Here is a 25,832-nt window from a genome sequence, read left to right on the forward strand (position 1 = left end):
CCCAAACGACCCCAAGATACAGAATTCAGCGTTTCACAGGCTCTTAATATCAAGGCGTTACTTTGCAAGAATGGCAATCCCTTTTAAAAAGTAACAACGATGAGAGTAAGTGTCTGTGAACCGCCCAACGGGTTGGTTTAAAAGCGATTTATACTGCGTTATTGATTTTAACAATAGAACCACTATTACTTTCAATCAATGCCTTGCCTAAATCGCTTTTAATTCCAACTGAAACTCGCATCATGGGGTCATTTGGGTATATAATGACGGGTCAATTTTTAGCATTCTTGTTGTGTAAGCATTTTTCATTACACAAAAAACAGCATTTAGGATTTATCAGTGGCAAAACAAATTCAGGCAGTTCGCGGTATGAACGATTGTCTGCCGGGCGATACACAAGTTTGGCAGAAAGTAGAAAACATTTTACGCGAGACAGTAGCATCGTTCGGTTATCAAGAAATTCGTTTTCCTATTGTAGAATCAACCGACTTATTTAAACGCTCTATTGGTGAAGTTACCGATATAGTAGAAAAAGAAATGTACACCTTTGCCGATCGCAATGGCGACTTATTAACACTTCGCCCAGAAGGCACCGCAGTATGCGTACGTGCTGGCAACCAAAATGGCTTACTATACAACCAAGAACAACGCCTTTGGTACATGGGTCCAATGTTTCGTCACGAGCGTCCGCAAAAAGGTCGTTACCGTCAGTTTCACCAATTTGGTTTAGAAACATTTGGTATTGCTACAGCAGATATAGACGCAGAAGTTATTTTATTAACAGCGCAACTATGGGAAGCCTTTGGTATTACTGACCACGTTCGTTTAGAGCTAAATTCTCTAGGATCTAACGAAGCGCGTGCAGATTACCGTGATGCGTTAGTAGCCTACCTTGAGCAACACATTGATGTGCTTGATGAAGACTCAAAACGTCGTATGTATTCAAACCCATTACGCGTACTTGATAGCAAAAATCCAGACGTACAAGCAATTTTAACTGATGCGCCTAAATTGTCTGAAAATTTAGATGCTGAATCAAAAGAACATTTTGAAAATTTATGTGAACGTTTAGACGCGGCTGGCGTCTCATATACGGTTAATGAAAAGTTAGTACGTGGTTTAGACTACTACAACCGCACTGTATTTGAATGGGTAACCGACAGTTTAGGCGCACAAGGCACTGTATGTGCTGGCGGACGTTACGATGGCTTAGTTGAACAACTTGGTGGTAAAGCAACACCAGCAGTTGGTTTTGCAATGGGTCTAGAGCGCTTAGTGTTATTACTACAAGCACTTGAGTGCGTAGGTGACATTCGTCGCAATGCTGATGTATATTTAGCAGCAATGGGCGACAAAGCAAGCATTCAAGCTCCTGCAATTGCAGCGCAACTACGCAAAGACGTACCAGGTTTACGCGTTATGGTACATGCGGGTGGCGGCAACTTTAAAAAACAATTAAAACGTGCTGATAAAAGCGATGCACTTGTTGCAGTGATTATTGGCGAAGATGAATTAGAAAAAGGCGTTGTGACCATCAAGTATTTACGCGAGCGTAAAGAACAAGTCACATTAGAATTAGAACAAGCTAAAGCGCTATTAGCTGAGCTTATTAACGGCTAAGCGAACATTAGAGGTAAGAATGGACATTTATTCAACAGAAGAACAACAAGCAGAAGCCATTAAACGCTTTTTCCGTGAAAACGGCATTTCACTTGCGCTAGGTATACTTGTTGGCCTAGGTGGCTTATATGGCTGGAAAGCATATAACCAAAACCAAATTACGACAGCTGAAAAAGCATCAGATTCATATACAACACTTGTTGAAAGCGATGATGTATTATCTTCAGCTGATGCGTTTATTAGCGAAAATAAAGATACAAACTACGCAACACTTGCAGCATTTGTAGCAGCAAAAGATGCAGTAGAAGCACAAAAGCTAGACGTAGCTGGCGAAAAGCTAAGCTGGATAGTGTCTAATACATCAAACACAGAATTAAAAGCAATTGCGATTACACGTTTAGCGCGTATTCAAATTGCGCAAACTAAATATGACGATGCATTAACGACATTAAATGCACCATTACCTGAAGCATTCAACGCAAACGTTGCCGAACTTAAAGGCGATATTTACTCTGAGCAAGGTAATAAAGATCAAGCACGTACTGCATATCAAGCAGCAATAGATGCGGGTGGATTAACAAGTAATCCACTATTACAAATTAAGTTAGATGACCTAGCAGTAACTAGCCCAGCGGCATAAGGTTTTAGGCATGAAAAAATTAACAACAGCAGCCCTTGCACTATGTATGGCAACATTGATGGGTTGTTCATCGAGTGATGATGAAGAAGAGCTCGTATTTCCTGAAATTGTAAACCAGTTTGAGACAGACGTTGTTTGGCAAGAGTCTGTAGGTGATGGCGTAGAGCATTATTTTTCTCGTTTAACACCCGCTGTTTATAAAGATACCGTATACGTTGCTAGCCGCGAAGGCCAAGTAGAAGCGTTTTCGCTTGCTAATGGCGATACCAAGTGGGAAACCGATGTACGCCAAGATTTATCGTTTTGGCCATGGGCTGATAACGGTAATGCAAAATTATCAGGTGGTATTTTGCAAGCCTATGGTAAAATTTATATAGGTTCTGAACACGGCTTTATTATTGCTCTTGATCGCGAAACCGGTGAAGAAGTTTGGCGTAAAAACGTACCAGGCGAATCACTGTCTAAACCGACAGCTGGCGATGGCTTAATATTTGCTAATTTAGGCTCAGGTAAACTGTTAGCACTTCACCCAGATACAGGCGAAGAGCGTTGGAACTTTGAACAAGAGGTTCCACCACTAACATTACGCGGACAAAGCTCACCAACAGTTGCTAACGGTGGTGTATTAGTTGGCCTAGAAACAGGTAAGCTAAGCGTATTAATTTCAGACAGTGGTTACTCAGCATGGAGCGCAGAAATTGCGGTTGCCAAAGGCGCATCAGAATTTGAACGCCTAGTTGACGTAGACACTCAACCACTTATTAGCGGCCCATATGCTTACGCTATTGCGTATAACGGCAACTTAGCTGCTGTTGATATTCGCTCTGGCAATGTTGTATGGAAACGTGAATACAGCAGCTACCGCGACCTTGCGATGGATGCACAAACAATTTATTTAGTAGATAGCGATGGTGTTATTTACGCATTAGATAAAGATTCAGGTATTGAGCGTTGGAGCCAACCCGCTCTACGTGGTTGGTACCTAACAGGCCCTACTGTTGCAGGTAGCCATTTGGCTATAGGCGACCAAGAAGGTAACCTGCATTGGCTAAATAAAGAAACTGGCGAGCTAGTATCTCGTGAAGACTTTGACAGCTCAGGCTTTTTTGTTGAGCCCGTTGTTGCCGACGACAAGTTAATTTTATACACCCGTGATGGTGAAGTTAGTGTGGTAAAAATACCAAACTAAGTCACTAACACTAAAAGGTTTTTTGTAAGGCTTCGCACTGCGAAGCCTTTTGTTGTTTTTTAAAGAGGTAGTTTATGCTTCCCGTGATCGCTCTAGTTGGGCGACCCAATGTGGGCAAGTCCACATTATTTAACCGTTTAACACGTACTCGTGATGCACTCGTAGCCGATTTTCCAGGTTTAACACGAGATAGAAAATATGGCCAAGCTAGTTACGATGGCTATGAATTTATCGTGGTAGATACGGGCGGTATTGATGGCTCAGAAGAAGGCATCGAAATCGAAATGGCAGATCAATCTCTGCTAGCCATTGAAGAAGCCGACATTGTTCTGTTTTTAGTAGATGCTCGTGTTGGTATGACCGTCGCTGACCAAGCAATTGCTAATCACTTGCGCAAGCAAGATAAAAAGTGTTTTGTTGTTGCTAATAAAACCGATGGTATTGATGCAGATTCAAACTGTGCTGAATTTTACCAATTATCATTAGGTGAAATACATCATATTGCTGCATCGCATGGCCGTGGTATTACGTTACTGCTTGAGCAAACACTTCAGCCGCTTATTGCTGAATTAGCTGCACAAGACGAAGACGTAACAGGCGATGACGAAGAGCTTATTAATCTTTACGAAGAAGATGAAGACAGCGATACCGATCATCAAGCATTTGCAGATAAACCTGTAAAGCTTGCGATTATTGGCCGTCCTAACGTTGGTAAGTCAACGCTTACAAACCGCATATTGGGTGAAGAGCGCGTAATTGTATACGATATGCCTGGCACAACACGTGACTCTATCTACATTCCGATGACTCGAAATGAAAAAGAGTATGTGTTAATTGACACAGCAGGTGTTCGTAAACGTAAAAAAGTAAGCGACGTTGTTGAAAAGTTCTCAGTAATTAAAACGCTTCAAGCAATCGAAGATTGTAACGTAGTGTTATTAATTGTTGATGCTCGCGATGGTATTTCAGATCAAGATTTAAGCTTATTAGGCTTTGCTCTTAACTCAGGTCGTTCATTGGTTATTGCCGTGAACAAATGGGATGGCTTAGACGATTACGTTAAAGATCGTATTAAATCAGAGCTCGATCGCCGTTTAGGCTTTATTGACTTTGCACGCTTACACTTTATATCTGCACTACACGGTACAGGTGTTGGTCATTTGTTTGAGTCTGTTGACGAAGCGTATGAATCAGCGACTAAGCGTATAAGTACTGCAATGTTACGCCGTATTATGGACATGGCTCAAGCCGATCACCAGCCGCCACTTGTTCGTGGTCGTCGTGTTAAGCTCAAATATGCGCATGCCGGTGGTTATAACCCACCACGTATTGTTATTCACGGTAACCAAGTTAAAGATTTACCAGATAGCTATAAACGCTACCTGATGAACTATTACCGTAAAGCGCTTAAAATTATGGGCACACCTATTAAAATCGAATTTAGAGAAGGTGAAAACCCATTTGCTGGCCGTGTTAATAAAGTAACACTGTCGCAAAAACGTAAAATACGTGCGTTTGCCAAAGAAAACCGTAATAAATAAATTCGTTAAAAATTAGTTTATTGCAATATAAACGGCATACTTTTTAGTACGCCGTTTTTTTAATACTTAATTTACACGCCCTACTCAAGCGCTTTATGGATAAGTCCAACTAGCGGCGCGGGTAATGTAATATTACCTGCAAGTACAAACTCATGTGCCTCATCTGACATTTTTTGCCAAGTACGACGGATTATACCAATCCACTTTTCTTCATTGTAATCTGGTTTTGCATTGGCAAACCCAAGCATGTAGTGTTCAATAAATACCAAGCTAGCTACATCTTCTACTAATTGGCTGTCTGGGTTACGTTTAATATCTTTTTTAGCAACAGCGTTATAAACCCGGTTTTGGTCTGTATCGTTAAACCCAGCTTGTTTCATTAATTCAATAACACGTGACGCATGAAATATATAAAGTGCACTGCGCCACTGATGATAGCCCTGCTTATTCATTTCAAAGTCACTACGTGGCGACTTCCAACGCTGAATATGCTGTGCGCGCACTGCAATTTGCATAAGTTCATCGGCATCAGGTTTAAAGCGAGTTAGCATTTCGCTCATGCGTAGGGCGTATAAACTTTCTTTTGGGAAATTTTCGCCATTGTGTTGTTCGCTATTAGGATCTTGATTATTCGCTTCATCAATCAGCGCTATTACTTTATTAAACATGACGACCTTTATTATAATTAGTTTTAATCATTCTAAACGCTGATAAAGCAATAAACTAGTGCGCCACTCACTTGCACAGTGAAATTTGTTCAATCAAAAAGAAAAACCAATAGTTACAGGTTATTAAATTAAGCGCATTAATAAAGTTAACTTGGTACTATATTAAAAACAAAAACGATAAATACACGAAAACTAATAAAAATTAACGCGCAATAAATGGATGACTATGTTTAAAAAAAGTATTTTAGCTATTTGCTTAACAGTTACATCACTGCCAAGCATTGCCGATAGTAACAGTGACTTAAAAACGATTATTGATAGCCACTGGCAAAACGCAAAAGTCGAAAAAATATTCTTTCGTACCGACCCAGACGGTTGGAAACCCAGTGGCACATTACCAAATTGGAGCGAGCAAGCCATTGCAAAGCGCCAAGCTTATAACAACAGCGTACTAAAAAGCTTAGCCAGCATTGACCCAAAAACGCTCAACAACGAACAACTAATGAACTACCGCTTATTTAAATACGAGCGTGAAACAGAGCAGCAAAGCTACCTTTTTCAAGATAAGTATTTTCAGGTTAATTTTTTAAGTGGCTGGCATACCTACTTTGCCGAAGCACCGGCTAATATGGCATTTTTAACGCCTGATGATTACAACGCATTTTTAGTAAGCCTTGCCGACTATCCTCGCTTTAATCAAGAAAACATTAACTTGATGAAAGAAGGTATTGAAAAGGGTTACACCCACTACTGCAAAACATTTGAAAATTACAGCCAAAGCATCAGCGCTCATATAGTTAAGCAACCTGAAAACAGCGCCTTATACGAGCCCTTTACCCGTATACCAAATACGTTTACAGCAGAGCAAAAGGCCGCATACCAAAACAAAGCTAAAGCCTTAATTGGCTCAAAAGTAGTCCCGGCTTATCAGCACTTTTACGACTTTTTTGAAAACGATTACATGCCTAATTGCAGAGCAGAGCCAGGTATTTCAAGCGTTAAAGGCGGGCTTGAGTATTATAAATATGCGGTAAATTATTACACCACAACCAATGCAACACCCAAGCAAATACACGAGCTTGGCTTAAAAGAAGTGGCGCGCATTAAAACGCAAATGCAAAACATTATTGATAAAGTAGGCTTTGATGGCACGTACAGCGATTTTTTAGAATTTTTAGCAACCGATGAGCAATTTTACGCTACAGACGCGCAAGACTTGCTTGAAAAAACAGCCTTTATTACGCAAAAAATGTATGGCAAGTTACCCACCTACTTTGGCCATTTACCACGTAACACCTTTACAATAAAAGGCTCAGCGAGTCGTGGCGCGTTTTATATGCCACCGTCTGATAATCGCTCACCGGGTACTTATTTTTTAGCCTCAACACCTAAGCTACAACCTTTATATAATTTAGAAGCACTTAGCCTACACGAAGCAATACCAGGGCATCATTTACAAAACGCCATTGCAATGGAGTTAGACGTGCCCCAGTTTAGACGCACACTTAGCCACTCAGCATTTGGCGAAGGCTGGGCACTTTACACCGAACGCTTAGGTAAAGAAGCCGGCTTTTATCAAAACCCATACAGCGACTTTGGTCGTTTAGGTTACGAAATGTGGCGCGCGGTGCGTTTAGTAGTTGATACCGGTATTCATGCATTTGGCTGGAGCCGCCAAAAGGCAATAGACTACTTGGCAGATCATACTGCATTGCCACAAAGCGCAGTGGAAGATCAAATAGATCGTTATATTTCATGGCCAGGCCAAGCGCTTTCGTACAAAATGGGGGAGCTAAAAATACGAGAGCTACGCGCAAAAGCTGAAAAAGAACTAGGCGCTAAATTTGATATTCGCAGCTTTCACGACACCGTTATAGGCCAAGGCTCGCTCCCTATGTCGGTACTTGAGGATGTAATAAACGATTGGATAGCAGAGCAAAAATCAGCTATTTAAAAACAATACTTTAATAAAATAAGAGGCAGTTTAGTAACCGCCTCTTATTAAAAGTCTACTAAAAAACACATAATTAATCCCTACCCGCTTTTGCTTCGTAATACTTTAGAGTTTAAAAACCTGAGCAAACCTATGAGCAAACGCATTTTATATTGGCTACAAAACGATTTACGAATAGACGACAACCCTATTTTAAGTGAACTTGCTACTGGGCAATGTGCACTCGATATTGTATTTGTAATAAATCCGCATTGGTTTAAAAATAATAACTACCAACAAAAACCATATGGCGTGCATAAACAACAGTTTTTAATGCAAAGCCTGCTTGAACTACAACAAGCACTTATTGAACGCGGGCAAACACTACACGTGCTTGAAGGCGAGCCAATAGCACTTTTAAAAGCGCGTATTGCAAAGCAAAATATTGATGAGGTTGTATTTAGCGAGCAAATTGGTTTATACGAGCAGCGCCAAATAAGTTTACTTAAAGCGCATTGCCCAAATACAAAATTTACAGGCGTGCTGCAAGACACCCTATTTAAACAAAGCGACCTACCTTTTGATTTAAACGAGCTACCTAAAAGCTTTACCCCGTTTCGTAAAAAGGTAGAGGCGATAAACATACCTATAACAACATCGACACCTGAAGGTTTACTCCCTCAACCTATAACATTATGCGCGGCCAAACCAATTGAGCTTACTGAGCATACTGATGACAACAACGCGATGATGCACGGCGGATTTAAAAGTGCGCAAGCTCATTTGGCGCAGTACTTTTCGGGCTTACTGCCAAGTACCTATAAAACAACTCGAAACGAGCTTGATGGCTTTAATAACACCACAAAGTTTAGTACTTGGCTTGCCTTTGGCTGTGTAAGTGAAAAACAGGTGTATAAAGCAGTTGAGGAGTACGAACATAAACATATCGCAAACGAATCTACTTATTGGATTAAATTTGAATTGCTATGGCGAGAGTATTTTAAATGGCATGCACTCAATGCGGGCAACAGCTTATTTAGCTTTAAAGGTCAAAAGCAAACAAAACCCCTTACAACGTTTATACCAAACCGATTTGCTGCGTGGTGTAATGGCTCAACACCCTTCCCATTGGTCAATGCCATTATGAATGAGCTTAATGCCACTGGTTATATATCAAACCGAGCAAGGCAAGTTGCAGCGAGCTGCTTAGTTAACGAACTTGGTCTTGATTGGCGCTATGGCGCAGCTTATTTTGAACAGCAATTGATTGATTACGACGTAGCCGCAAATTGGGGCAACTGGCAATACATAGCGGGCGTAGGTGTAGATCCGCGTGGCGGTAGGCACTTTAATATTGAGAAGCAAACGTTACAGTTTGATCCGCTCGGTATTTACACTAATAAATGGCAAGGTAATAAAAATACCAGCGCGCAGCTGGATGACTTAAACGAAGTTGATTGGCCAATTTAAGCCAATCAACTTTTGCAAAGCAACGTTTAAAACAGCTCAGCAATACCTATATTAATGGCAAAGCCGCCTAACGTTAAAAACAAAAATAAACACAGCGCCAGTAACAGCGGTTTAATACCCGCTTGGCGAATTGCCCCAACATGTGTGCGTAAACCCAAAGCCACCATCGCAATCGTTAATAATATATTATCAAACCAAACAACTGCGTTTGTAGTCACTTGAGGAATAATAGAGAGTGAATGCACACCACTGGCCACTATAAATAACACCGCAAACCAAGGGATAGTAATATCTGATTTATCGCCCTCACTGCTTGCAGCATTACCTGCCTTTGCTCTTTTTTTACTTTGCCAAAACGATAAACCCACTAAAAATGGCGCAAGCATCATCACTCTTAGCATTTTCTCAATTACAGCGGTGTCGGCCGCGTTAGCGCTTACCGCAGTGCCCGCCGCAACCACTTGCGCTACTTCATGAATGGTTGAGCCTACAAAAATACCGTACGCGTGCTCGCTCAATCCCATGTACTCAAACATTATTGGGTAGGCAAACATGCTTAGCGTACCAAACACCACCACCGTTGCTACCGCTACTGATACTTTATGCGCCTGTGCTTTTATAACAGGCTCGGTTGCCATCACCGCTGCAGCGCCACAAATAGAGCTACCCGCGCCAATTAATATAGTTGTTTGCTCATCTAGCTTAAATACACGTTTGCCAAGTTGAATTGCTAATATAAATGTACCAACAAGCATAACAATGTCGGTTAGTAAGCCACTCCAACCAACGCCCGCTACTTGCGTAAAGGTTATTCTAAAACCAAACAACACAACGCCCGCTTTGAGCAAAATACTTTTAGCGTAATCAACACCCACATCGGTATGAGTCGCTATACGCGAAAAAATACTGTTACCCACAATAATACCAACCACAATACCAATGGTGAGTGAGCTAAATTGCGCAGTTTGCATTATTGGTAATTTACTAAGCGCAACAGCAACGCCCGCAAGTACTATAACCAGTAACATGCCAATCCACCAGCGAGAGTCACCATACTGTTTAGTGTTAACACCTAAAGGCTGTAACCCATTTTTAATAGCGCTAAGCATAATATTCCCTCAATCAAACAACTCTAATTAGTTGACTTCATTTTAATAAAGGCCAAAATATAACTCCAATATATTAAAATCATGATTCGATAATTTAAGGTTATGTAATTTGAGAGGCGCAATGAATTTACATGCACTTAGGGTGTTTTATACGGTAGCAAAGCTTGGTAGTTTTTCAGGCGCAGCCGAGGCGCTTTTTATAAGTCAGCCGGCGGTATCTAAAGCGCTAAAAGAGCTTGAGTATCAACTAAACATACAACTTATTGAACGTGCATCTAAAGGCAAAAAACTCACTTTAAGTGAAGGCGGGCAAGCGCTTTTTGAACATGCGCGTAGTATTTTTGCCATAGAAAAAGCCGCTATTGAAGATATTAAATCGCGCACAGGGCTTAAGCGCGGCACACTTGTTATAGGCACCAGCACCACCATTGCCAGCTATTGGCTGCCCCCCTATTTAGCTAAATTTTGCGCGCAGTTTCCACATATAAAAGTAGAAGTACAAGTGGCTAATACCGCGCAAATTGAGCACGCATTACTTGAATGCACCATCGATTTAGCACTGGTTGAAGGCACGCCGACTGAGTCGCATATAATAAGTAAGCACTGGCAAAACGATTTAATGAGTGTGGTTATACCCAGTAACTTTAAGCCCACGAAAGACTTAAAAGCATGGTTAAACAAACAATTTTGGCTACTGCGCGAGCCGGGCTCTGGCACTTTAGAGGTGTCGGTTAAATTACTACAGCAACACGGAATTACAGCAAAAAACTGTATGCAGCTCGGAAGTAATGAAGCAATAGCAAGAGCAGTAGCACAAGGAATGGGCGTTGCTTTATTGCCTAATGTAGTCACAGAAGATTTAGTACAGCTAGGTAAATTAACACGGCTAGAACAGCCAAATAACGTCGAGTTATCAAGACCATTATACCAATTACACTACAAAGACAGACCGTCTTCTCATGCTGCGCAAGCATTCGAAAAAAGCCTGTTTAGCTTATAATATTTGCAGCCTGAAGGTAATGAGTATGACATAAGCAAGTTCATCAATTTGTTACTACGTACCTATAGTATGCTTGTAAGTCTGATTGTTTTGTTATTAGAGCTCCATACACAGAAGCATCACTATGATTCTCAATAATCTCATCACAAGCTTGTCTAAGTTCCTTTAACTCTTTATTAGGAATTTGTTTGTAATTCTTACTATCATGGTGTGTTATATCTTCACACAACCTTTTTAACTTAGTGTTTAAAGCTACGAATATATGATGAGTTATTTCTGTTGTCCCATTATCATTGCTTTTAAGAAGGCGAAATGCTTGTTTTCTCATCTCTGTCGAAGTTGACTCTATACTATCGATCAATTTGTTTATTACCTCTGTTTTAGAAGCTCTTCTTTGCAGATGTCCTTTAAACAAATAACCTACAAATGAACCAATAAGAAGTAAAAAAAACGGGCTTAAAGAGGTTATCCATGAAAAATCAATACTGAAAAGATACCTTATGAAAAAGCATATATATGAAAGGATATGTAGAGCTTGCTCAAACAAACTAGTTTTTCGCCTTTATTTGATCATCAACATACTCTTTAATTTCTTCAATACGATAAGGGTCATCATCAGACTTTAAATTCTCAACCAATCTAAGCACTATGCTTTTTTCAACACCACACCTAATCAGCCCTGCAAATGCTTCATCTAAAAATGATGAGCCATACCCAGCAACTCCATCTAAATCAATCTGGATACTATCTCCATAAACTTTTATAGCGGGTATTAGTTTTTCATCTCGAAATTCTTCACCACTATATTTGCCCAACTTGACATAACGAGGGCCTGGATAATGAGAAAAATCACTAACTTTTATAGTTTCCACTTATCACTCTCTTAATCAACGTGTATAGGTAAAGACCATTCAATAATGGTGCCACCTATAGAATGGTGGTTATTGTATCCTAAATCAACGTGCCTTGAATTCTTTTTCACAAATCTATATTGGCCTCTATTAGAAAAAATAATTAGTCTTGCATCTTTATTGGCTTTAACAAAACTCTTTATGTCTTTCCCCCCTTTACCACGATGACCAAGTTTAGTCCTAGTTTCTTGGACCAATGTAGCAGCATGAATTTGTGCAACATCACCATCATGAGCTATTTTAGCTGTTTTTAATTTATAAAAATTAGCTAGATGAGCTTTAATTGATCCTAGAAGTTTAGTGCTTTGTGTGTAAGGAAGAGTTTCAGGAATACCATGGCCCCTATCACATACTAGAATGACTAGTCTTGAATCGATAACACCAACGAAAATCCACCATTTTTTTAAAGAAAAAGCTTTATTAGTCGGTACTTTATCTGAATATGCGTGCTCTACAGCGTTACTTATAGCCTCTATACCACTACGATACAACTCGCTTGTTTTTACTCCTAAATCTTCGGTAATTTTGATCGCATCGGCTAAATTTTGCCCGTCAACTTGAGTTGAAGAGCCAATATACCAATTATCTACATGGGGAAAAGGTTTTGTTTTAAAGGGTCCTAGACGGATTGCTTTATAGAAGCCAATCCTTTGTAAAACTGCATGAACAACGTTAATAGTACCTTTATCACCATTTTGTTTACTATTAGGGGGTCTTGAGATAGTTATCTTTAAGCTAGGGTGGTTTTTAGCAATAATTTCGATAGTTGATAAAAGTAATATTCCAGCTGCTGCACTAATCACCATCGTTTCACGAAAACATATTCTTAACGTTGCATTACTTCTTACCGCTTGAAAACTGGAGGTTTCGAGCTTCTGTATGAAGTCCATTGTTTTGGTGTGATTTCTTGCTTTATAGAGATCAATAAACTTAGGCGCAATTATTTTAATCTCTGATTTTAATTTAGATTTTTTATGAGGGTGTTTACGAGTTCCAGTAAATGCTTTGCCTCCTCGCTTCTCTGACCTTATTAACTTTTCAGATATTCTCCTATTTGCTTTCTTCTTGATATTACTAAGTATTCCTTTAATTAACATTCACTACGATCCCATTTTTATAATCAGAAAAAGTCAAATCATTAAACCTTGACTTCATATATCACAATTATTAACTGACAACTCATCGTTTATATCATTCATCAGCTAACCTATAAACCTATTAGCTAAATCGGTAAACCCTAACATAAGAATAGACCTTACAAACCCTGCGTTAAATCTTGTGCCAATGTACCCGTTGGTTTTTCAATTACGCGTACTAACTCTTTGCCATTTTGTTTAACAATAAACGTAGGTGTGTATTGTAAGTCGTGAGCCTGTGCAATGCCTGCATCGTCTTGCTTGTTGTAACCTACGGCCACATACTCAATGCTTGCAAGTTCCACTTTCGACGTAGAAAGTAACTTAATGAGCTTTGGCACTTCGCGCTCACTGTCGTGGCACCACGTACCAAATAATACAATAAGCTCTTTACCTTCTAGCTTTTGCATTAACGCAATATCTTGTGTTGTTGGCGTAAAAGCTTTGTATTCTTCGCTAAACTTGTCGTAGTCGCTTAGCAGTACATCGGCGGTAATTCCGCCCGAAAACGGCGCATTGGCAGCACAGCCTACCAGGGGCATGCTTAAAGCACACAATAAAATTAATTGTTTAAACATAAGGTACTCTTTAATTAGGTGTTTAATTAAGCATTTAAAGACTATACCCAATATTGAGTGTGGAGTGAACAACTCAGACCGTTACTTTTTATCCATAAAAAAGTTAACTTGCGATAAGTTAGTTAAATACTCGCGTCTTACGTCTTTATTCTCGGCAAGCTTATCTAAATCACCAATTAAGGTAACTAACTTATTGTAAGAGTGGCTGCTTGTTTGTTTAAATTCGTCTTGCTTTTCATCGCTCTCAACACGTTCTTTTTTATTCATGTTGTAGCTGTTTTCGTTTTCTTCGAGCCAAATATCATCAATTAAGCGAATGTCACTTTTACTAACGGTTTGCTCTTGCATCGCCATTTGCAGCTCGTATTGATTTGTTTGCGGGTTAAACGCATACATTTTTGTATCAACATCAACTTCGTGAGACTGATCAAGCCCCACAAGTTCTTTATTTTTAACTGCGGTACCTACGCTATAACTTTCTTCTTTGTCGTAGTAGTCGGGGCGACTATATTGATAATCAAAGTGGCTACTTACATTTTTACTTTGTGTTAAACCACTAAGCTCGCCTAATTGGGTTTGCTCAGTCGCTTGGCTTAGCTCAATGGTACTTTTAGGCTGATAGTCGCCACTATCCAGCGCATACGAAAAGGTAGCATCAAAATCAGCGAGCTTAGACACACCCGCCCCCAATGTATTTGGCGCTTTATCACCTAACCCTTGGTAACGAGGATCGTTTTCGATCATGTTATCAACCAAATCGGCAACCATGGCGCGCCCGTCATTAAATTGCTGCTCTGCAAGTGACTCTAAATTGCTATAACGTTCAGCCGCCGACGACATACTTGCAAAAGCACCTTTAAACAATGCAAAACCTTGTTGCATTGTCTCATCCCCTTTGCGACCAAATGCCGAGTCTTTACTATCTTCGGTACTGTTTACTCGACTATCTTTTAAGCTTTGATCGAGCGACGCTAAATATTGCTGCATTTGCTGTGTGTCTTTAGCGCCAATGGTTGACATATCGAGTGCAAAGTCGATTTCGTTTTTCCCACTTTGTGATTTAAACACAAGTGCTTGCTGATTTGTCGCTTCATCAATTGAGTAACTTAAATCAAGCGTGTTTTCGCCTGTATCAAGCGCATCATTTTGCGTTGTTGAAAACGACACATTAAAACCCGCTAGCTGCTCACTATTAAAGCCTGATAAAAAATCTAAACTCATATCTGTTTGGTTTGGCACTATAATAGGATTAAATGAGTTTTCACTCGCTTTAAAAAACTCATCGGCCATTTCGCCAACACCCGCCATAACCTGCGTTAAAGTCGCATGTTCAGCCTCAGATAAATCGCCATTTACTTCGTAACTTATGCCAAAGCCATCAACGGCTTCGCCCGTTTTTTCATCAAAGCCTTGCGATGAGTTAAAGGTAATGTTTATAACATCACCCTCTTTGGTTTTTACCGAGAGCTCAAATAAATAATTATCGTCATCCTCGTACTTGCTACGATTAGCACTTTCCATATAAGGATTAAGCGTGCGCTCAACACGTTGCTGGCTTGAGGCTAAAAACGTTTTTTGCTCATGCCCAAGTTGCCCCAAGCTTGATAAAATATCGCTGGTATTAGCATAAGCACCCTGAATATTTTTAACGGATGTATTTAATCGCTCAATTAATTGGGTACTGTTTTCGTTTTTTAATAACCCCTCATGCCGAGAACTTATTACGGTGCGCAGGGCGAGTTCTTCATCGGAGAGTTTATAGTTAAGCGTGCTAGGCGTGCTTGTAATAATAAATAGCGAGGTAAGTTGCTGTTGTAAAATATCCCCTACTTTTTGATTGCTACTTATCGTTTCGTAAATCGTTTCATCATTTAGCTGGCTTAGTAGCTCGTCGGTTATTTTTGAGGCATTAGTTTGTAAATCATTAATAGCTTGAAGGTCGCCACTACTGTGCAGTGAAGGTGTCGCAGATGTTTGGTTGGCGTTATTAACTGATAGGGCAATCATAGTGCTTAGATTAGCCTGACTGCCTAATATATTATTAACCATGATTATCCTTAATCGCTAAACCCTATTAAGTAACTTATCGGGCGCTTAGTTAAAAGCTTTAGCCTAAAGGCGCATTTTTTACCTATTATTTATACAAATAATTTATTAATAAGTTAAACAAACATAAATCTAAACCAGATAAGATAAACCAGATAAGCGTAGGTCGGATAAGCGCAGCGCCATCCGACACTCTATTAATCAACTCACCTTACTCTTAAGGGCTATTTTATTTGCTTACTACCTTCACCTGTTTCTTTTATTCTTTGTACTAAAAAATCGACCGCCGCTTTTACCTTTGGTACCAAATAACGTTGTTTTTGATACAACAAATAAACAGCCATATTAGAATTTTGAGTTATTGCCACCTCATGCTCAAACTTAAGCTCTTGTAACTCACCCAGCTCAAGATATGAAGCCAGTGCCCATCGAGTTGACATTAAAATACCTTCCCCGTTACATGCTTTTTTGGCAAGCCACGACCCGTTATTTGAAATAGCGACCGCAGGCCCAGAAACGTCATGCCATTGCTCATCTACTTTACATAACCACGGCGTTGGCCCTGAAGGCGTTTTAAAATAAAGCCCATTATGGTGCTTTAATTCCATGGCGTTACTTGGCACTCCGTGTTTTTGTAAATAGCAGGGGGACGCCACAGGTATAAAGCCATTATCCATAAGTTTTATTGCTATCACGCGCTCATTGGGTGCATAACCACCACGAATAGCAATATCAACATCGTCACGGCCAAGTGTCGACAGCTCATCGCTTAAGCTTACATCGAGTATTATTTCGGGGTATAACGCGCTAAGCTCATCAAGCAGCGGCATGAGCATTTTGTCGCCAAAACCTACCATGCAACTTATAGATAAACGCCCCTTTGGGGTTGTTTGGTAACTTCGAACCGTTTCGTGGCTTTGCTCAAGCTGGTTCACTATTTTTTGTACATCGCTGTAGTAAATTTGCCCTACTTCGGTCAGCTTAACTATGCGGGTTGAACGTTTTAAAAGTGTTGCTCCTAAGCTTTTTTCTAAATCGGCAACTCGCCTCGACAACGACGAAGGCGGCACACCAAATGCTTTTGCAGCTTTGGTAAAACTGCCCGTTTCAACCACTTTAATAAAATACCGTATGGCTTTTAGTTGATCCAAGTCGCCTCTCCATTAAATAAAATTCTTTATTGTCTTAAAGACAAAAGTGATTCGCATTTTCCCTTATATATAAGCAAATTAAAACAAGTAATAATAGGCTCAACTTAAACACGGTGACCAAAATTGCATTATTTGGCAATGCGTATCCTCACGTTAATAATGGAAAGCTGACTTATGATTACTTTGCACGGTTTTGCTGCTAGCAATTATTACAACCTAGTTAAACATCTACTTTTACACAAACGACTGCCATTTAAAGAACACCTTGTTTACGGCGGTAGTGAAGAGTTACTAGCAATCAGCCCTGCAGGCAAAGTGCCTGCAATCACAACAGCTAATGGCCTTAATATTTCTGAGTCGAGTGTTATTTGCGACTTTATAGAGGAGTCGTACCCACAAACTCCGCTATACCCTAAAGATGCAGGTGAGCGCGCAGTTGTTCGTCAAATTATGAAAATAGCAGAGCTTTATTTTGAACTGCCAAGCAGACGGTTCATCCCTTATGTATTTTCGGGTAATGAAGTTCCTGAGGCTCTTAAAACAGAAGTACGCCAAGTATTAACTCGCGGCGTTACTGCATTAAGCAAACTAGGTAAGTTTTCACCTTGGATTGCAGGCGAGCAATTCACAATGGCAGACATTTACGTTTATTACGTAAACACCATTGTTAGCGCCTTTGGCTCAAGCCAGCTTGATTGGGATGTACTAGCACAAGTTCCCGGCATGAAAGAGTGGAACGAATCAATGAGTCAATTAACCATTGCACAAAGCATAGAGGCCGACCGCCAAGCAAATATGGCTGGTTTTATGCAAAAAGTGAAAGCACAAATTCAAGCAGCAAGTGCTAAATAGCCCTTAACTATATAAGAAGCCCTTAGCTATAACAGTAATCAATACTCATTTTTGTGGGAGCAAACATAATGACAGATAAAAATATCCAACTTACTTCAACTATCAGCGAAGACAATAAACTAACACTTGCCTTAAAAAACATCGAGATGCCAAAGCCTAGTGCCGATGAAGTGGTTATTCGTATTGAAGCTGCACCATTAAACCCATCAGACTTAGGCGTTTTATTCAGTGCAGCTGATATGTCTACTGCAAAGCAATCGGGTACTGATGAAAATCCAGTAATTACTGCCGATGTTCCAGCTCAATTTATGCCATCACTTAAAACACGCGTAGGTAAAGCCACACAAGTAGGTAATGAAGGCGCAGGCACCGTAGTAGCAGCAGGCTCATCACCAACCGCACAAGCATTAATGGGTAAAACCGTTGCTGTAATTGGCGGTGGTACGTATCGTCAATTTATATGTGCCAATGTACAAAGTTGCTTAGAGCTAAAAAAAGGGACTACCGCTAAAGAAGGTGCATCATCTTTTGTTAACCCACTTACCGCACTAGCAATGGTAGAAACCATGCGCGCTGAAGGCCATAAAGCTATTATTCACGCGGCTGCAGCTTCTAATCTTGGCCAAATGCTAAACCGTATTTGTATTGCTGATGGCGTTGATTTAATTAATATTGTTCGTAAACCAGAACAAGAAAAATTACTGCGTGATATGGGTGCAAAATATATTGTTAACTCAAGCAGCGACACTTTCATTGCTGATCTAACCGCTGCAATAATTGAAACGGGTGCAACTATAGCGTTCGACCCAATCGGTGGCGGCCAACTAACAAGTGATATTCTTAACTGTATGGAAGTTGCAGCTGCACGCGATATGAAAGAGCACAGTGTTTATGGCTCAGACACTTACAAACAAGTGTATATTTATGGCGCACTAGACCGCGGCCCTATTACATTAAACCGTAACTTTGGTTTTGCGTGGGGTGTAAACGGGTTCTTATTATTTAATGCCTTAGGTAAATTAGGCACAGATACAGTAATAAAAATGCGCAAACGTATTGTAGACGAAATCACCACAACATTTGCGAGCAACTATACGCACGAAGTGTCATTAGCTGAGGTATTACATTTACAATCAATCGCGGCTTATTCTAAACAAGCAACAGGCGAAAAGTACTTAATTAAACCTCAAGCTTAATTAAATATTCTTCGTTAAAAATTAAAAACCACAGCGCTTAGCACTGTGGTTTTTAAATATAAAAGCAGATGCTAATTAGGTATCTGCTTTTTTACGTTTAACACAGGGGCTATTTATATTGAGCTTTTATAAAGAATAGAACTTACCATACTCCGCGTTCATTAAAAGTAGCTGTTCAATAACAATGAACATACGACCTTAGTGAACAAAACTTGACTGTCGTTCAAATTTTATCTATGTTCACAAATAATGAACAGTTTAATTTAGTGAACAAATGATAAACCAAGGGCTAATACAGGCAGCTATTGAAAAACTAAACTTGCAAACAGGTTTAGGCGCAGAGTATAAAACTTTTAAAAAAGAGTGTGTTGAGGGCGAACTCACTTTGCCTAATGTTAAAAGCAATTTAATTATTAAATGCAAAAAACACCTACATACAACCACCTTACAAAAGTATATTGCTGAATTCAAAATAAAGAATCAGATAACCGATGCCCTATTAATTACTGAGTACATCAATCAAAATCAAGCAGCCTTATTAAAAGAGCAAAAAATATCTTTTATAGACTGTGTTGGTAACACGTATATTAATTGCCCTCCAATTTATATTGATATTCAGGGAAATAAGCCCGAAAAAGCCCACAATAAAATAGCCTTGGCTAAACAATTAGGTAAGGCATTTCAACCTAAGGGCATGAAAGTAGTATTTATGTTTTTAGTGCAGCCGGAGCTAGTAAATAAACCCATGCGCACAATTGCAAAGGTGGCCGAAGTTGCACTGGGAACGGTTAAACAAGTAATTGACGATTTAATATATCAAGAGTTTATAGTTCAAAAAGACCAACACACTAAAATAATCTACAATTCAAAAGCTTTACTAGATAAGTGGTTAGACGCTTACCCTGTAACTGTTGAAGCTAAATTAAAACAAGAAATCTTCACCACTGATAACACAGAGCTACTACAAAAACTTAAACTAAATAATGTAAAAGCGATGTGGGGAGGCGAATATGCTGTTCAACAATATGACAATTATTTAAATGCAAAAAATTATCTAATTTACGTAAATCCTGAACATAAAAAAGTCATTTTAAAAACCGCACGATTACGAAAAGTAAAAGCAGAAGATGATATAAACGATGCACTAACAAAAGTAGTTTTAGTGGAGCCATTTTTAGCCATAGAAAAACTTGTCGGCCCAAAGGTTAATTTAGCACACCCGTATTTAATCTATGCCAATTTATTAGCTAGTAGAGATGCAAGAAACATAGATGCCGCAACGAGGTTTTATGAAAAGCACATTGCTTGATGTCGTTGGTAAATTACCACAAGGGTTAGTTAGCCTTTATCAAAAAATAAACGTCCAAACTGAAGCATTAGGGATCCCTTACCTAGTCATAGGTGCTACCGCCAGAGACATTATACTCCATCATGGTTACGGTGCTGCAATTGAGCGAGGTACAAGAGATATTGATTTTGGTATACAATTCCAAAACTGGGATCAGTTTGAACAGTTAAAGGAGCATCTCCTAAAAAATGGTTTTACACCTGATAAAACAAAAGTACACCAACTAGTAACTACCGTTCCTAGCGGTGAAAAATGGGAAATTGATATTATTCCATTTGGAAATATTGCTGGTGATGGTAACTCTATTACTTGGCCGCCACAGCACGATATTGGAATATCAGTAACAGGCTTTAACGAGGCATTTAAACATGCACTTGACGTAAAAATTACCAATAGCCCCAACCTTAATATTAAAGTTGCATCGCCTGCTGGAATGCTACTGTTGAAGTTAATCTCATGGCTAGAAAGGGAGCATGGCGTTAGACGTAAAGACGCAATGGATATTTTTTATCTTACTAGGCACTACTCAAAAATACCTACTATCACAGACTCACTTTATGAAGATGATTTTATGGACGCACAAGACTATGATGAACATAAAGCGAGCACAATGAAACTAGCCACTGATGCTTGCAACATCGCTAACGCAGAAGTTCTTTCGTTCATTAATGAAAAATTGTTCAATGTTGAGTCCAAAGTAGACAATTTAGTACTAGATATAAGCAGAGCAGTTCAAATTGAATATAGTGATGCTGAAGAGCTTTTAAGTATTATTTCTAAGCAGCTAAATACTTCTTAACTGTTTTAATGGCTGCTTTGTTTTATATATAAAGTAATCGCTATTGAAACCGCCCGATACAATTCTCATGTTCCTCATAAGTTACTAAAACAGCTTTGCTTATAGCGATCTTTTTTGATCAAAAAACAGTGATTATCCGATTAAGTGCAATTTGTCATAAAAGTGCAATCAAAATAGATGATAATTCAAACTCGAACTGTATTTTTTATAATCAAGAAGACTAAGTAAGATGAGTACACCACTAGTGCAACTAACATTTGCACCGCAATCATTTGATGATTCTATGTCTGCGGCGATGAGCCACGCTATGGAATACGAAAAACTATCGCTAAAAGCCAATGCTGCGCATAACATTACGCTGCAGTGTGTGTTGCCTGATGGCGCAAATGAGAGCGATGTTATTTCACTAAGTGCTACGCAGCCCAGTGCACGTGGAGCGCAGTATTTTACTGAAAAAACGCTGAGCAATGACGACCTTGAATCTGGTACTGTCAACCTTACTTTAAGTAACATTACACAAAGCCAATGTTTTGTAGTGCAAATGATGCTGCACGGAAAAAACACGACCTTAAAAGAAAGCCAACAACTCGATGTGTACATTAAAGCATTTGAGCAAGGCTATATTCCTGAACACATAACAACTGAACATGCTAAGCCTCAGGGCGTTCGTAGTTACTTTGCGAGTATGGGATCTACGTTTTTATCACTGTTTTAGTGCTGGCTGTACTTAAATTACGCGACGCTACTTATAAAACCTTAATCAGCAAAACTTACTTTACCCATAGTAACTCCCGCAATACCTTGTGCAGTATTACTTAGGTGTTGCTGCTCTCCTGCTAGGCATTCGTTTGCTAAAATAGCAAATAACACAGCCTCTTTTGCGTCGGGATTTATACCTAAATCGTCGGTGTTTTTAAAAGCCTTAATACGTGGACAAAGCGCTTTAAGTTGCGCCATTAGTAACGGGTTATGAATACCGCCACCACTTGCATACACCACACAATTTTGTGCGCGCTCCGCACACTCATTTAATGCATTTGCTATTACTGTGGCTGTAAAGGTATTTAAGGTAGCCATAACATCTTCATGGCTTAAATGCTGAGTATGTGTTTGCTGCTGTGCGGCGTTTAAATACGCTAAGTTGAATACCTCAGGGCCAGTTGTTTTAGGCATTGGGAGTTTAAAAAATGCGTTATTACATAATGCATTCAATAATGGCGTATTTATCTTGCCTGCTTTTGCTATTTTTGCACCGTCGTCATAATGTAGCCCTGCAAAGTGTTGCTGTACGTAGGCATCCATAATGGTATTACCGGGGCCAATGTCGGCGCTAAACACACCGTTTGCATCGCCATTTTTGGGTAGGAACGTTAAGTTAGCTATGCCGCCCATGTTTAGCAAAATCCGACTTTCAGCAGCGCTTGAAAAATATAAATAATCGCCATACACCGCCAGTGGTGCGCCCTCGCCTCCTGCGGCTATGTGTTTTTGCCTAAAATCACCAATGGTAGTAATACCGGTAGTAACGGCTATTTGGTCACTGTCGCCAATTTGTAAGGTGCCGTTATTAAAGTCTTTATGGTTATGCTGCGACTGCGGGCAGTGGTAAATGGTTTGCCCGTGGCTTGCTATTACATCAATATTTGCTGGGTTTATATTCCACTTAGCTAAGCACTGATTAACCATATTACCGTGCAGCTTACCTACCCAAGGGTGCAGTAAGGTAACTAGCTCTAAATCGCATTCTCGCTTAGCAAATACCTGCTTTATTTTGGTTTTGTAGTCGTCGTTGTAGTCAACGGTGGTAAAATTTAAAACCTCAATGTGTGTATTTAAGCCTGCGCCCGTTACTTTGCAGAGTGCAACATCGAGCCCATCTAACGAGGTACCGCTCATTAAACCAATAATTAAACGGCTTGGCTTTTGGGCACTATTATAAAGGGCGGCTATATGTGGGTGCATAATGGCATCTAAACAGGTGTAATATTTTGCTTATATTAGAGTACTTTAAAACAAAGTAATAGCCGTAAACCGTTTAATCTTAATGATTGTACAAGGTTTAAATGATTGCTAAGTTAGTGTGTATTCAACTAATAATTAACTATCGCTATGATCACGCTCAGAGATTTTCAACCGCACGATGCGCCACACATTATTGAAACCTTAAACGATGAGCAGGTAACACGGTATTTATCGTCAAAAATTCCATTTCCGTATACGCAAGCCGACGCTGATTGGTGGATAAACCAAGGTTCTAAAAATGACGTAATTGATGCAACGGTTAAGGCCATTGTAGTAAATGAGCAATTTGCAGGCTGTATTGGCATAACCCCAGGAGAGTTTGAATACAGCCGCAGTGGCGAAATTGGTTATTGGCTAAATAAAACCTACTGGGGACAAGGCATTATTACTCGCGCTATTGCACTTATTTGCGAAGAAGCGTTTGCCCAATCTAACCTAAATAGAATTTTTGGCACTGTGTTTGCTGGTAATACCGGCTCTATAAAAGCACTTACTAAAAGTGGTTTTGAGCAAGAAGCCGTCCTAAAACAAGCTATTTATAAAAATGGAGAATTTTACAGTAGTCACATTTTTAGCAAGCTTAAATAAAGTATTTAGAATAAATACTCTGCCTATAAGGGTTGAATTACCAGTCCCCCGCCCAAAACTCCTGTTATAAGGTACAAATTTGTACATGCTTATACTACTTAGCGCGCATTATTGTTTAGCTGAACACGATTTTTAAAGCGTAAACATTCGGTAAGTAGTTTATTTATATTAATAGGAGATCTTATATGTCTACGACTAGTCGCCAACTTACTCTTGAATCACGCCCTAATGGCGCTCCAACAGACGAAAACTTTAAATTAAAAACGGTAGAGCTTCCTGCATTAAAAGACGGCGAAGTTTTACTGCGCACTATTTACCTATCACTAGACCCGTATATGCGTGGTCGCATGAGTGATGCTAAGTCGTACGCTGACCCAGTTAATATTGGCGATGTAATGGTTGGCGCAACAGTGTGCCAAGTAGAAGAATCTAAAAACGATAAATTTAGCGAAGGCGAGTGGGTACTTGCCTACACTGGTTGGCAAGACTACGCCATTACCAATGGCGAAGGCTTAATGCAATTAGGTAAAGAGCCTGCTAATCCTTCTTACGCATTAGGTATTATGGGTATGCCTGGCTTTACCGCGTACATGGGTTTACTCGATATTGGCCAGCCTAAAGAAGGTGAAACAGTTGTAGTTGCAGCAGCAACAGGCCCGGTGGGCGCAACGGTTGGTCAAATAGCTAAAATTAAAGGCTGTAAAGTAGTGGGTGTTGCTGGTGGTAGCGAAAAATGTGCACATGCTGTTGAAAAGCTAGGTTTTGATGCCTGTATTGATCATAAAGCAGATGACTTTGAAGAACAGCTAGAAAAAGCCTGTGATAAAGGCATTGATGTTTACTACGAAAATGTGGGCGGTAAAGTATTCGACGCCGTACTACCACTACTAAATACCGCAGCACGCGTACCACTGTGTGGTTTAGTATCGCAATATAACGCCACTAGCTTGCCAGAAGGCCCAGACCGTTTAGGTATGCTAATGGGTCAATTGCTTACTAAGCGTATTAAAATGCAAGGCTTTATCATTTTTGATGATTACGGCGACCGTTATGACGAGTTTGCACAAGACATGCAAAAATGGCTGCAAGACGGAAAAATTCAATACCGTGAACACATGGTAGAAGGCATCGAAAATACAGTAGGCGCGTTCAACGATATGATATGCGGCAAAAACTTTGGTAAAACAGTGGTTAAAATTAATAACCCTCTTTAATTTAAATAGCTTATAAGGGCTTAGCCCTTATAAGCTCAAAAGGACTGACATGATCAAACTACACCATTTAAATAAGTCACGCTCAAAACGCGTAATTTGGCTTTTAGAAGAGCTAAATGTTGATTACGAAATTGTGGCTTATCAGCGCAATAAAGACACCTTCTTAGCTCCTGACGAATTAAAGCATATACATCAACTTGGTAAGTCGCCAGTGATTGAAGACGGCGGCCTAATTATTGCTGAATCAGGCGCTATTACCGACTACCTTATTACTAAATACGGTAACGCTAAATTTGCACCAAAAGTAGATACCGCTGAATACGTTGATTATCAGCAATGGCTACACTTTGCAGAAAGCTCAGCAATTTTGCCACTTTTACTTAAAATGTTTGTACTAAAAGACGGCGCTAAAACGCAGTTTTTAGAGGGCTATGCCGACGCCGAAACAGTTAAAGTAATTAGCTACTTTAACGACCGCCTTGAAGGTAAGCGTTATTTAGTGGGCGATACCCTAACGGGCGCTGATTTTATGATGTCGTTTATTGTTGAAATTGTTAAAAATTCAGGTCAATTAGCGCACTTTAAAAACCTCGTTAAATACGACGAGCAATTACAAAGCCATGAGAAGTTTCATACAGCGAATGAGCTAGAAGCAAAGTACGACTAACTACTTTTATATAATCTTTTTATATAATCTTTTTATATAATCTTTTTATGTAACACTAAGGGGCATTTAGCCCCTTTTTTATGCCTATAAATATGTCAGTAAAATATACCTGTAAAACAACCCCACTAAAGTTACGCTTGTAAACTAAATTAAC

Annotated in this window: 24 protein-coding genes; 15 read left to right on the plus strand and 9 right to left on the minus strand. The window is 39.7% G+C overall.

Going from position 1 to position 25,832, the window contains the following annotated elements; all coding sequences use genetic code 11:
• Positions 1 to 339 precede the first annotated feature (339 nt).
• From hisS to der, 4 genes are all read left to right on the plus strand, one after another.
• Complete coding sequence (gene hisS / locus GQR55_RS05950) at positions 340 to 1,620, plus strand: histidine--tRNA ligase (protein ID WP_024591179.1); 1,281 nt, start codon at positions 340 to 342, stop codon at positions 1,618 to 1,620.
• A gap of 19 nt (positions 1,621 to 1,639) precedes the next feature.
• Positions 1,640 to 2,260 (plus strand): tetratricopeptide repeat protein, encoded by a 621-nt coding sequence (locus GQR55_RS05955; RefSeq protein WP_166419845.1) that lies wholly within the window; start codon positions 1,640 to 1,642, stop codon positions 2,258 to 2,260.
• A 10-nt stretch (positions 2,261 to 2,270) separates the two neighbouring features.
• Positions 2,271 to 3,449: an outer membrane protein assembly factor BamB gene (gene bamB / locus GQR55_RS05960; protein WP_166419846.1), complete on the plus strand. Its 1,179-nt coding sequence runs from the start codon at positions 2,271 to 2,273 to the stop codon at positions 3,447 to 3,449.
• Positions 3,450 to 3,523: 74 nt separating this feature from the next.
• Positions 3,524 to 4,990 (plus strand): ribosome biogenesis GTPase Der, encoded by a 1,467-nt coding sequence (gene der, locus GQR55_RS05965; protein ID WP_033017497.1) that lies wholly within the window; start codon positions 3,524 to 3,526, stop codon positions 4,988 to 4,990.
• An 80-nt stretch (positions 4,991 to 5,070) separates the two neighbouring features.
• On the opposite strand, the gene GQR55_RS05970 is transcribed toward der, so the two are convergent.
• On the minus strand, positions 5,071 to 5,658 hold the full coding sequence (locus GQR55_RS05970; protein WP_166419847.1) for a DUF4202 domain-containing protein: 588 nt from the start codon (positions 5,656 to 5,658) through the stop codon (positions 5,071 to 5,073).
• Between the two features lie 226 nt (positions 5,659 to 5,884).
• On the opposite strand from GQR55_RS05970, the gene GQR55_RS05975 reads away from it, so the two are divergent.
• Both GQR55_RS05975 and GQR55_RS05980 read left to right on the plus strand, forming a co-directional pair.
• A complete protein-coding gene (locus GQR55_RS05975) occupies positions 5,885 to 7,612 on the plus strand; it encodes a DUF885 domain-containing protein (RefSeq protein ID WP_166419848.1) in 1,728 nt (575 codons plus the stop codon).
• A gap of 132 nt (positions 7,613 to 7,744) precedes the next feature.
• On the plus strand, positions 7,745 to 9,061 hold the full coding sequence (locus GQR55_RS05980) for a DASH family cryptochrome (protein ID WP_166419849.1): 1,317 nt from the start codon (positions 7,745 to 7,747) through the stop codon (positions 9,059 to 9,061).
• Positions 9,062 to 9,087: 26 nt separating this feature from the next.
• On the opposite strand, the gene GQR55_RS05985 is transcribed toward GQR55_RS05980, so the two are convergent.
• Positions 9,088 to 10,170 carry a YeiH family protein gene (locus tag GQR55_RS05985; protein ID WP_166419850.1) on the minus strand — a complete coding sequence of 361 codons (1,083 nt, stop codon included), beginning with the start codon at positions 10,168 to 10,170 and terminating at the stop codon, positions 9,088 to 9,090.
• A 121-nt stretch (positions 10,171 to 10,291) separates the two neighbouring features.
• Here GQR55_RS05985 and GQR55_RS05990 point away from each other — a divergent pair, with 121 nt between their 5' ends.
• Entirely contained in the window at positions 10,292 to 11,170 is an 879-nt protein-coding gene (locus GQR55_RS05990; RefSeq protein ID WP_166419851.1) for a LysR substrate-binding domain-containing protein, read from the plus strand.
• A 43-nt stretch (positions 11,171 to 11,213) separates the two neighbouring features.
• Here the strand turns inward: GQR55_RS05990 and GQR55_RS05995 are convergent, their stop codons facing one another.
• The 6 genes from GQR55_RS05995 to GQR55_RS06020 all read right to left on the minus strand — a co-directional run bounded on the left by GQR55_RS05995 (position 11,214) and on the right by GQR55_RS06020 (position 16,992).
• Positions 11,214 to 11,717 carry a hypothetical protein gene (locus tag GQR55_RS05995; RefSeq protein WP_166419852.1) on the minus strand — a complete coding sequence of 168 codons (504 nt, stop codon included), beginning with the start codon at positions 11,715 to 11,717 and terminating at the stop codon, positions 11,214 to 11,216.
• Between the two features lies 1 nt (position 11,718).
• On the minus strand, positions 11,719 to 12,042 hold the full coding sequence (locus GQR55_RS06000; RefSeq protein ID WP_166419853.1) for an STAS-like domain-containing protein: 324 nt from the start codon (positions 12,040 to 12,042) through the stop codon (positions 11,719 to 11,721).
• Positions 12,043 to 12,053: 11 nt separating this feature from the next.
• Complete coding sequence (locus GQR55_RS06005; RefSeq protein WP_166419854.1) at positions 12,054 to 13,178, minus strand: sensor histidine kinase; 1,125 nt, start codon at positions 13,176 to 13,178, stop codon at positions 12,054 to 12,056.
• Positions 13,179 to 13,336: 158 nt separating this feature from the next.
• Positions 13,337 to 13,795 carry a thioredoxin family protein gene (locus GQR55_RS06010; protein ID WP_166419855.1) on the minus strand — a complete coding sequence of 153 codons (459 nt, stop codon included), beginning with the start codon at positions 13,793 to 13,795 and terminating at the stop codon, positions 13,337 to 13,339.
• 81 nt (positions 13,796 to 13,876) lie between these two features.
• Positions 13,877 to 15,844, minus strand: a complete 1,968-nt coding sequence (locus GQR55_RS06015) for a hypothetical protein (protein WP_166419856.1) — start codon at positions 15,842 to 15,844, stop codon at positions 13,877 to 13,879.
• A 221-nt stretch (positions 15,845 to 16,065) separates the two neighbouring features.
• Positions 16,066 to 16,992 carry a LysR family transcriptional regulator gene (locus GQR55_RS06020; RefSeq protein ID WP_166419857.1) on the minus strand — a complete coding sequence of 309 codons (927 nt, stop codon included), beginning with the start codon at positions 16,990 to 16,992 and terminating at the stop codon, positions 16,066 to 16,068.
• A 174-nt stretch (positions 16,993 to 17,166) separates the two neighbouring features.
• Between GQR55_RS06020 and GQR55_RS06025 the strand changes: the two genes are divergently transcribed.
• From GQR55_RS06025 to GQR55_RS06045, 5 genes are all read left to right on the plus strand, one after another.
• Positions 17,167 to 17,844, plus strand: coding sequence for a glutathione S-transferase family protein (locus GQR55_RS06025; protein WP_166419858.1), 678 nt, complete (start codon positions 17,167 to 17,169; stop codon positions 17,842 to 17,844).
• 68 nt (positions 17,845 to 17,912) lie between these two features.
• Positions 17,913 to 19,040 carry a zinc-binding dehydrogenase gene (locus tag GQR55_RS06030; RefSeq protein ID WP_166419859.1) on the plus strand — a complete coding sequence of 376 codons (1,128 nt, stop codon included), beginning with the start codon at positions 17,913 to 17,915 and terminating at the stop codon, positions 19,038 to 19,040.
• A 319-nt stretch (positions 19,041 to 19,359) separates the two neighbouring features.
• Positions 19,360 to 20,349, plus strand: coding sequence for a type IV toxin-antitoxin system AbiEi family antitoxin (locus GQR55_RS06035; protein ID WP_166419860.1), 990 nt, complete (start codon positions 19,360 to 19,362; stop codon positions 20,347 to 20,349).
• Positions 20,330 to 21,187, plus strand: a complete 858-nt coding sequence (locus tag GQR55_RS06040) for a nucleotidyl transferase AbiEii/AbiGii toxin family protein (RefSeq protein ID WP_166419861.1) — start codon at positions 20,330 to 20,332, stop codon at positions 21,185 to 21,187. Before GQR55_RS06035 ends, GQR55_RS06040 begins: the two co-directional genes overlap by 20 nt.
• A gap of 229 nt (positions 21,188 to 21,416) precedes the next feature.
• Positions 21,417 to 21,902, plus strand: a complete 486-nt coding sequence (locus GQR55_RS06045) for a hypothetical protein (RefSeq protein ID WP_166419862.1) — start codon at positions 21,417 to 21,419, stop codon at positions 21,900 to 21,902.
• A 41-nt stretch (positions 21,903 to 21,943) separates the two neighbouring features.
• On the opposite strand, the gene GQR55_RS06050 is transcribed toward GQR55_RS06045, so the two are convergent.
• Positions 21,944 to 23,149, minus strand: a complete 1,206-nt coding sequence (locus GQR55_RS06050) for an anhydro-N-acetylmuramic acid kinase (RefSeq protein WP_166419863.1) — start codon at positions 23,147 to 23,149, stop codon at positions 21,944 to 21,946.
• 147 nt (positions 23,150 to 23,296) lie between these two features.
• On the opposite strand from GQR55_RS06050, the gene GQR55_RS06055 reads away from it, so the two are divergent.
• The 3 genes from GQR55_RS06055 to GQR55_RS06065 all read left to right on the plus strand — a co-directional run bounded on the left by GQR55_RS06055 (position 23,297) and on the right by GQR55_RS06065 (position 25,678).
• Positions 23,297 to 23,797: a GNAT family protein gene (locus GQR55_RS06055; RefSeq protein WP_166419864.1), complete on the plus strand. Its 501-nt coding sequence runs from the start codon at positions 23,297 to 23,299 to the stop codon at positions 23,795 to 23,797.
• A gap of 185 nt (positions 23,798 to 23,982) precedes the next feature.
• Positions 23,983 to 25,011 (plus strand): NADP-dependent oxidoreductase, encoded by a 1,029-nt coding sequence (locus GQR55_RS06060; protein ID WP_166419865.1) that lies wholly within the window; start codon positions 23,983 to 23,985, stop codon positions 25,009 to 25,011.
• 49 nt (positions 25,012 to 25,060) lie between these two features.
• Complete coding sequence (locus GQR55_RS06065; RefSeq protein WP_166419866.1) at positions 25,061 to 25,678, plus strand: glutathione S-transferase; 618 nt, start codon at positions 25,061 to 25,063, stop codon at positions 25,676 to 25,678.
• Positions 25,679 to 25,832 lie beyond the last annotated feature (154 nt).

The sequence above is a fragment of the Pseudoalteromonas sp. Z1A8 genome, assembly GCF_011378855.1.
GTDB lineage: Bacteria > Pseudomonadota > Gammaproteobacteria > Enterobacterales > Alteromonadaceae > Pseudoalteromonas.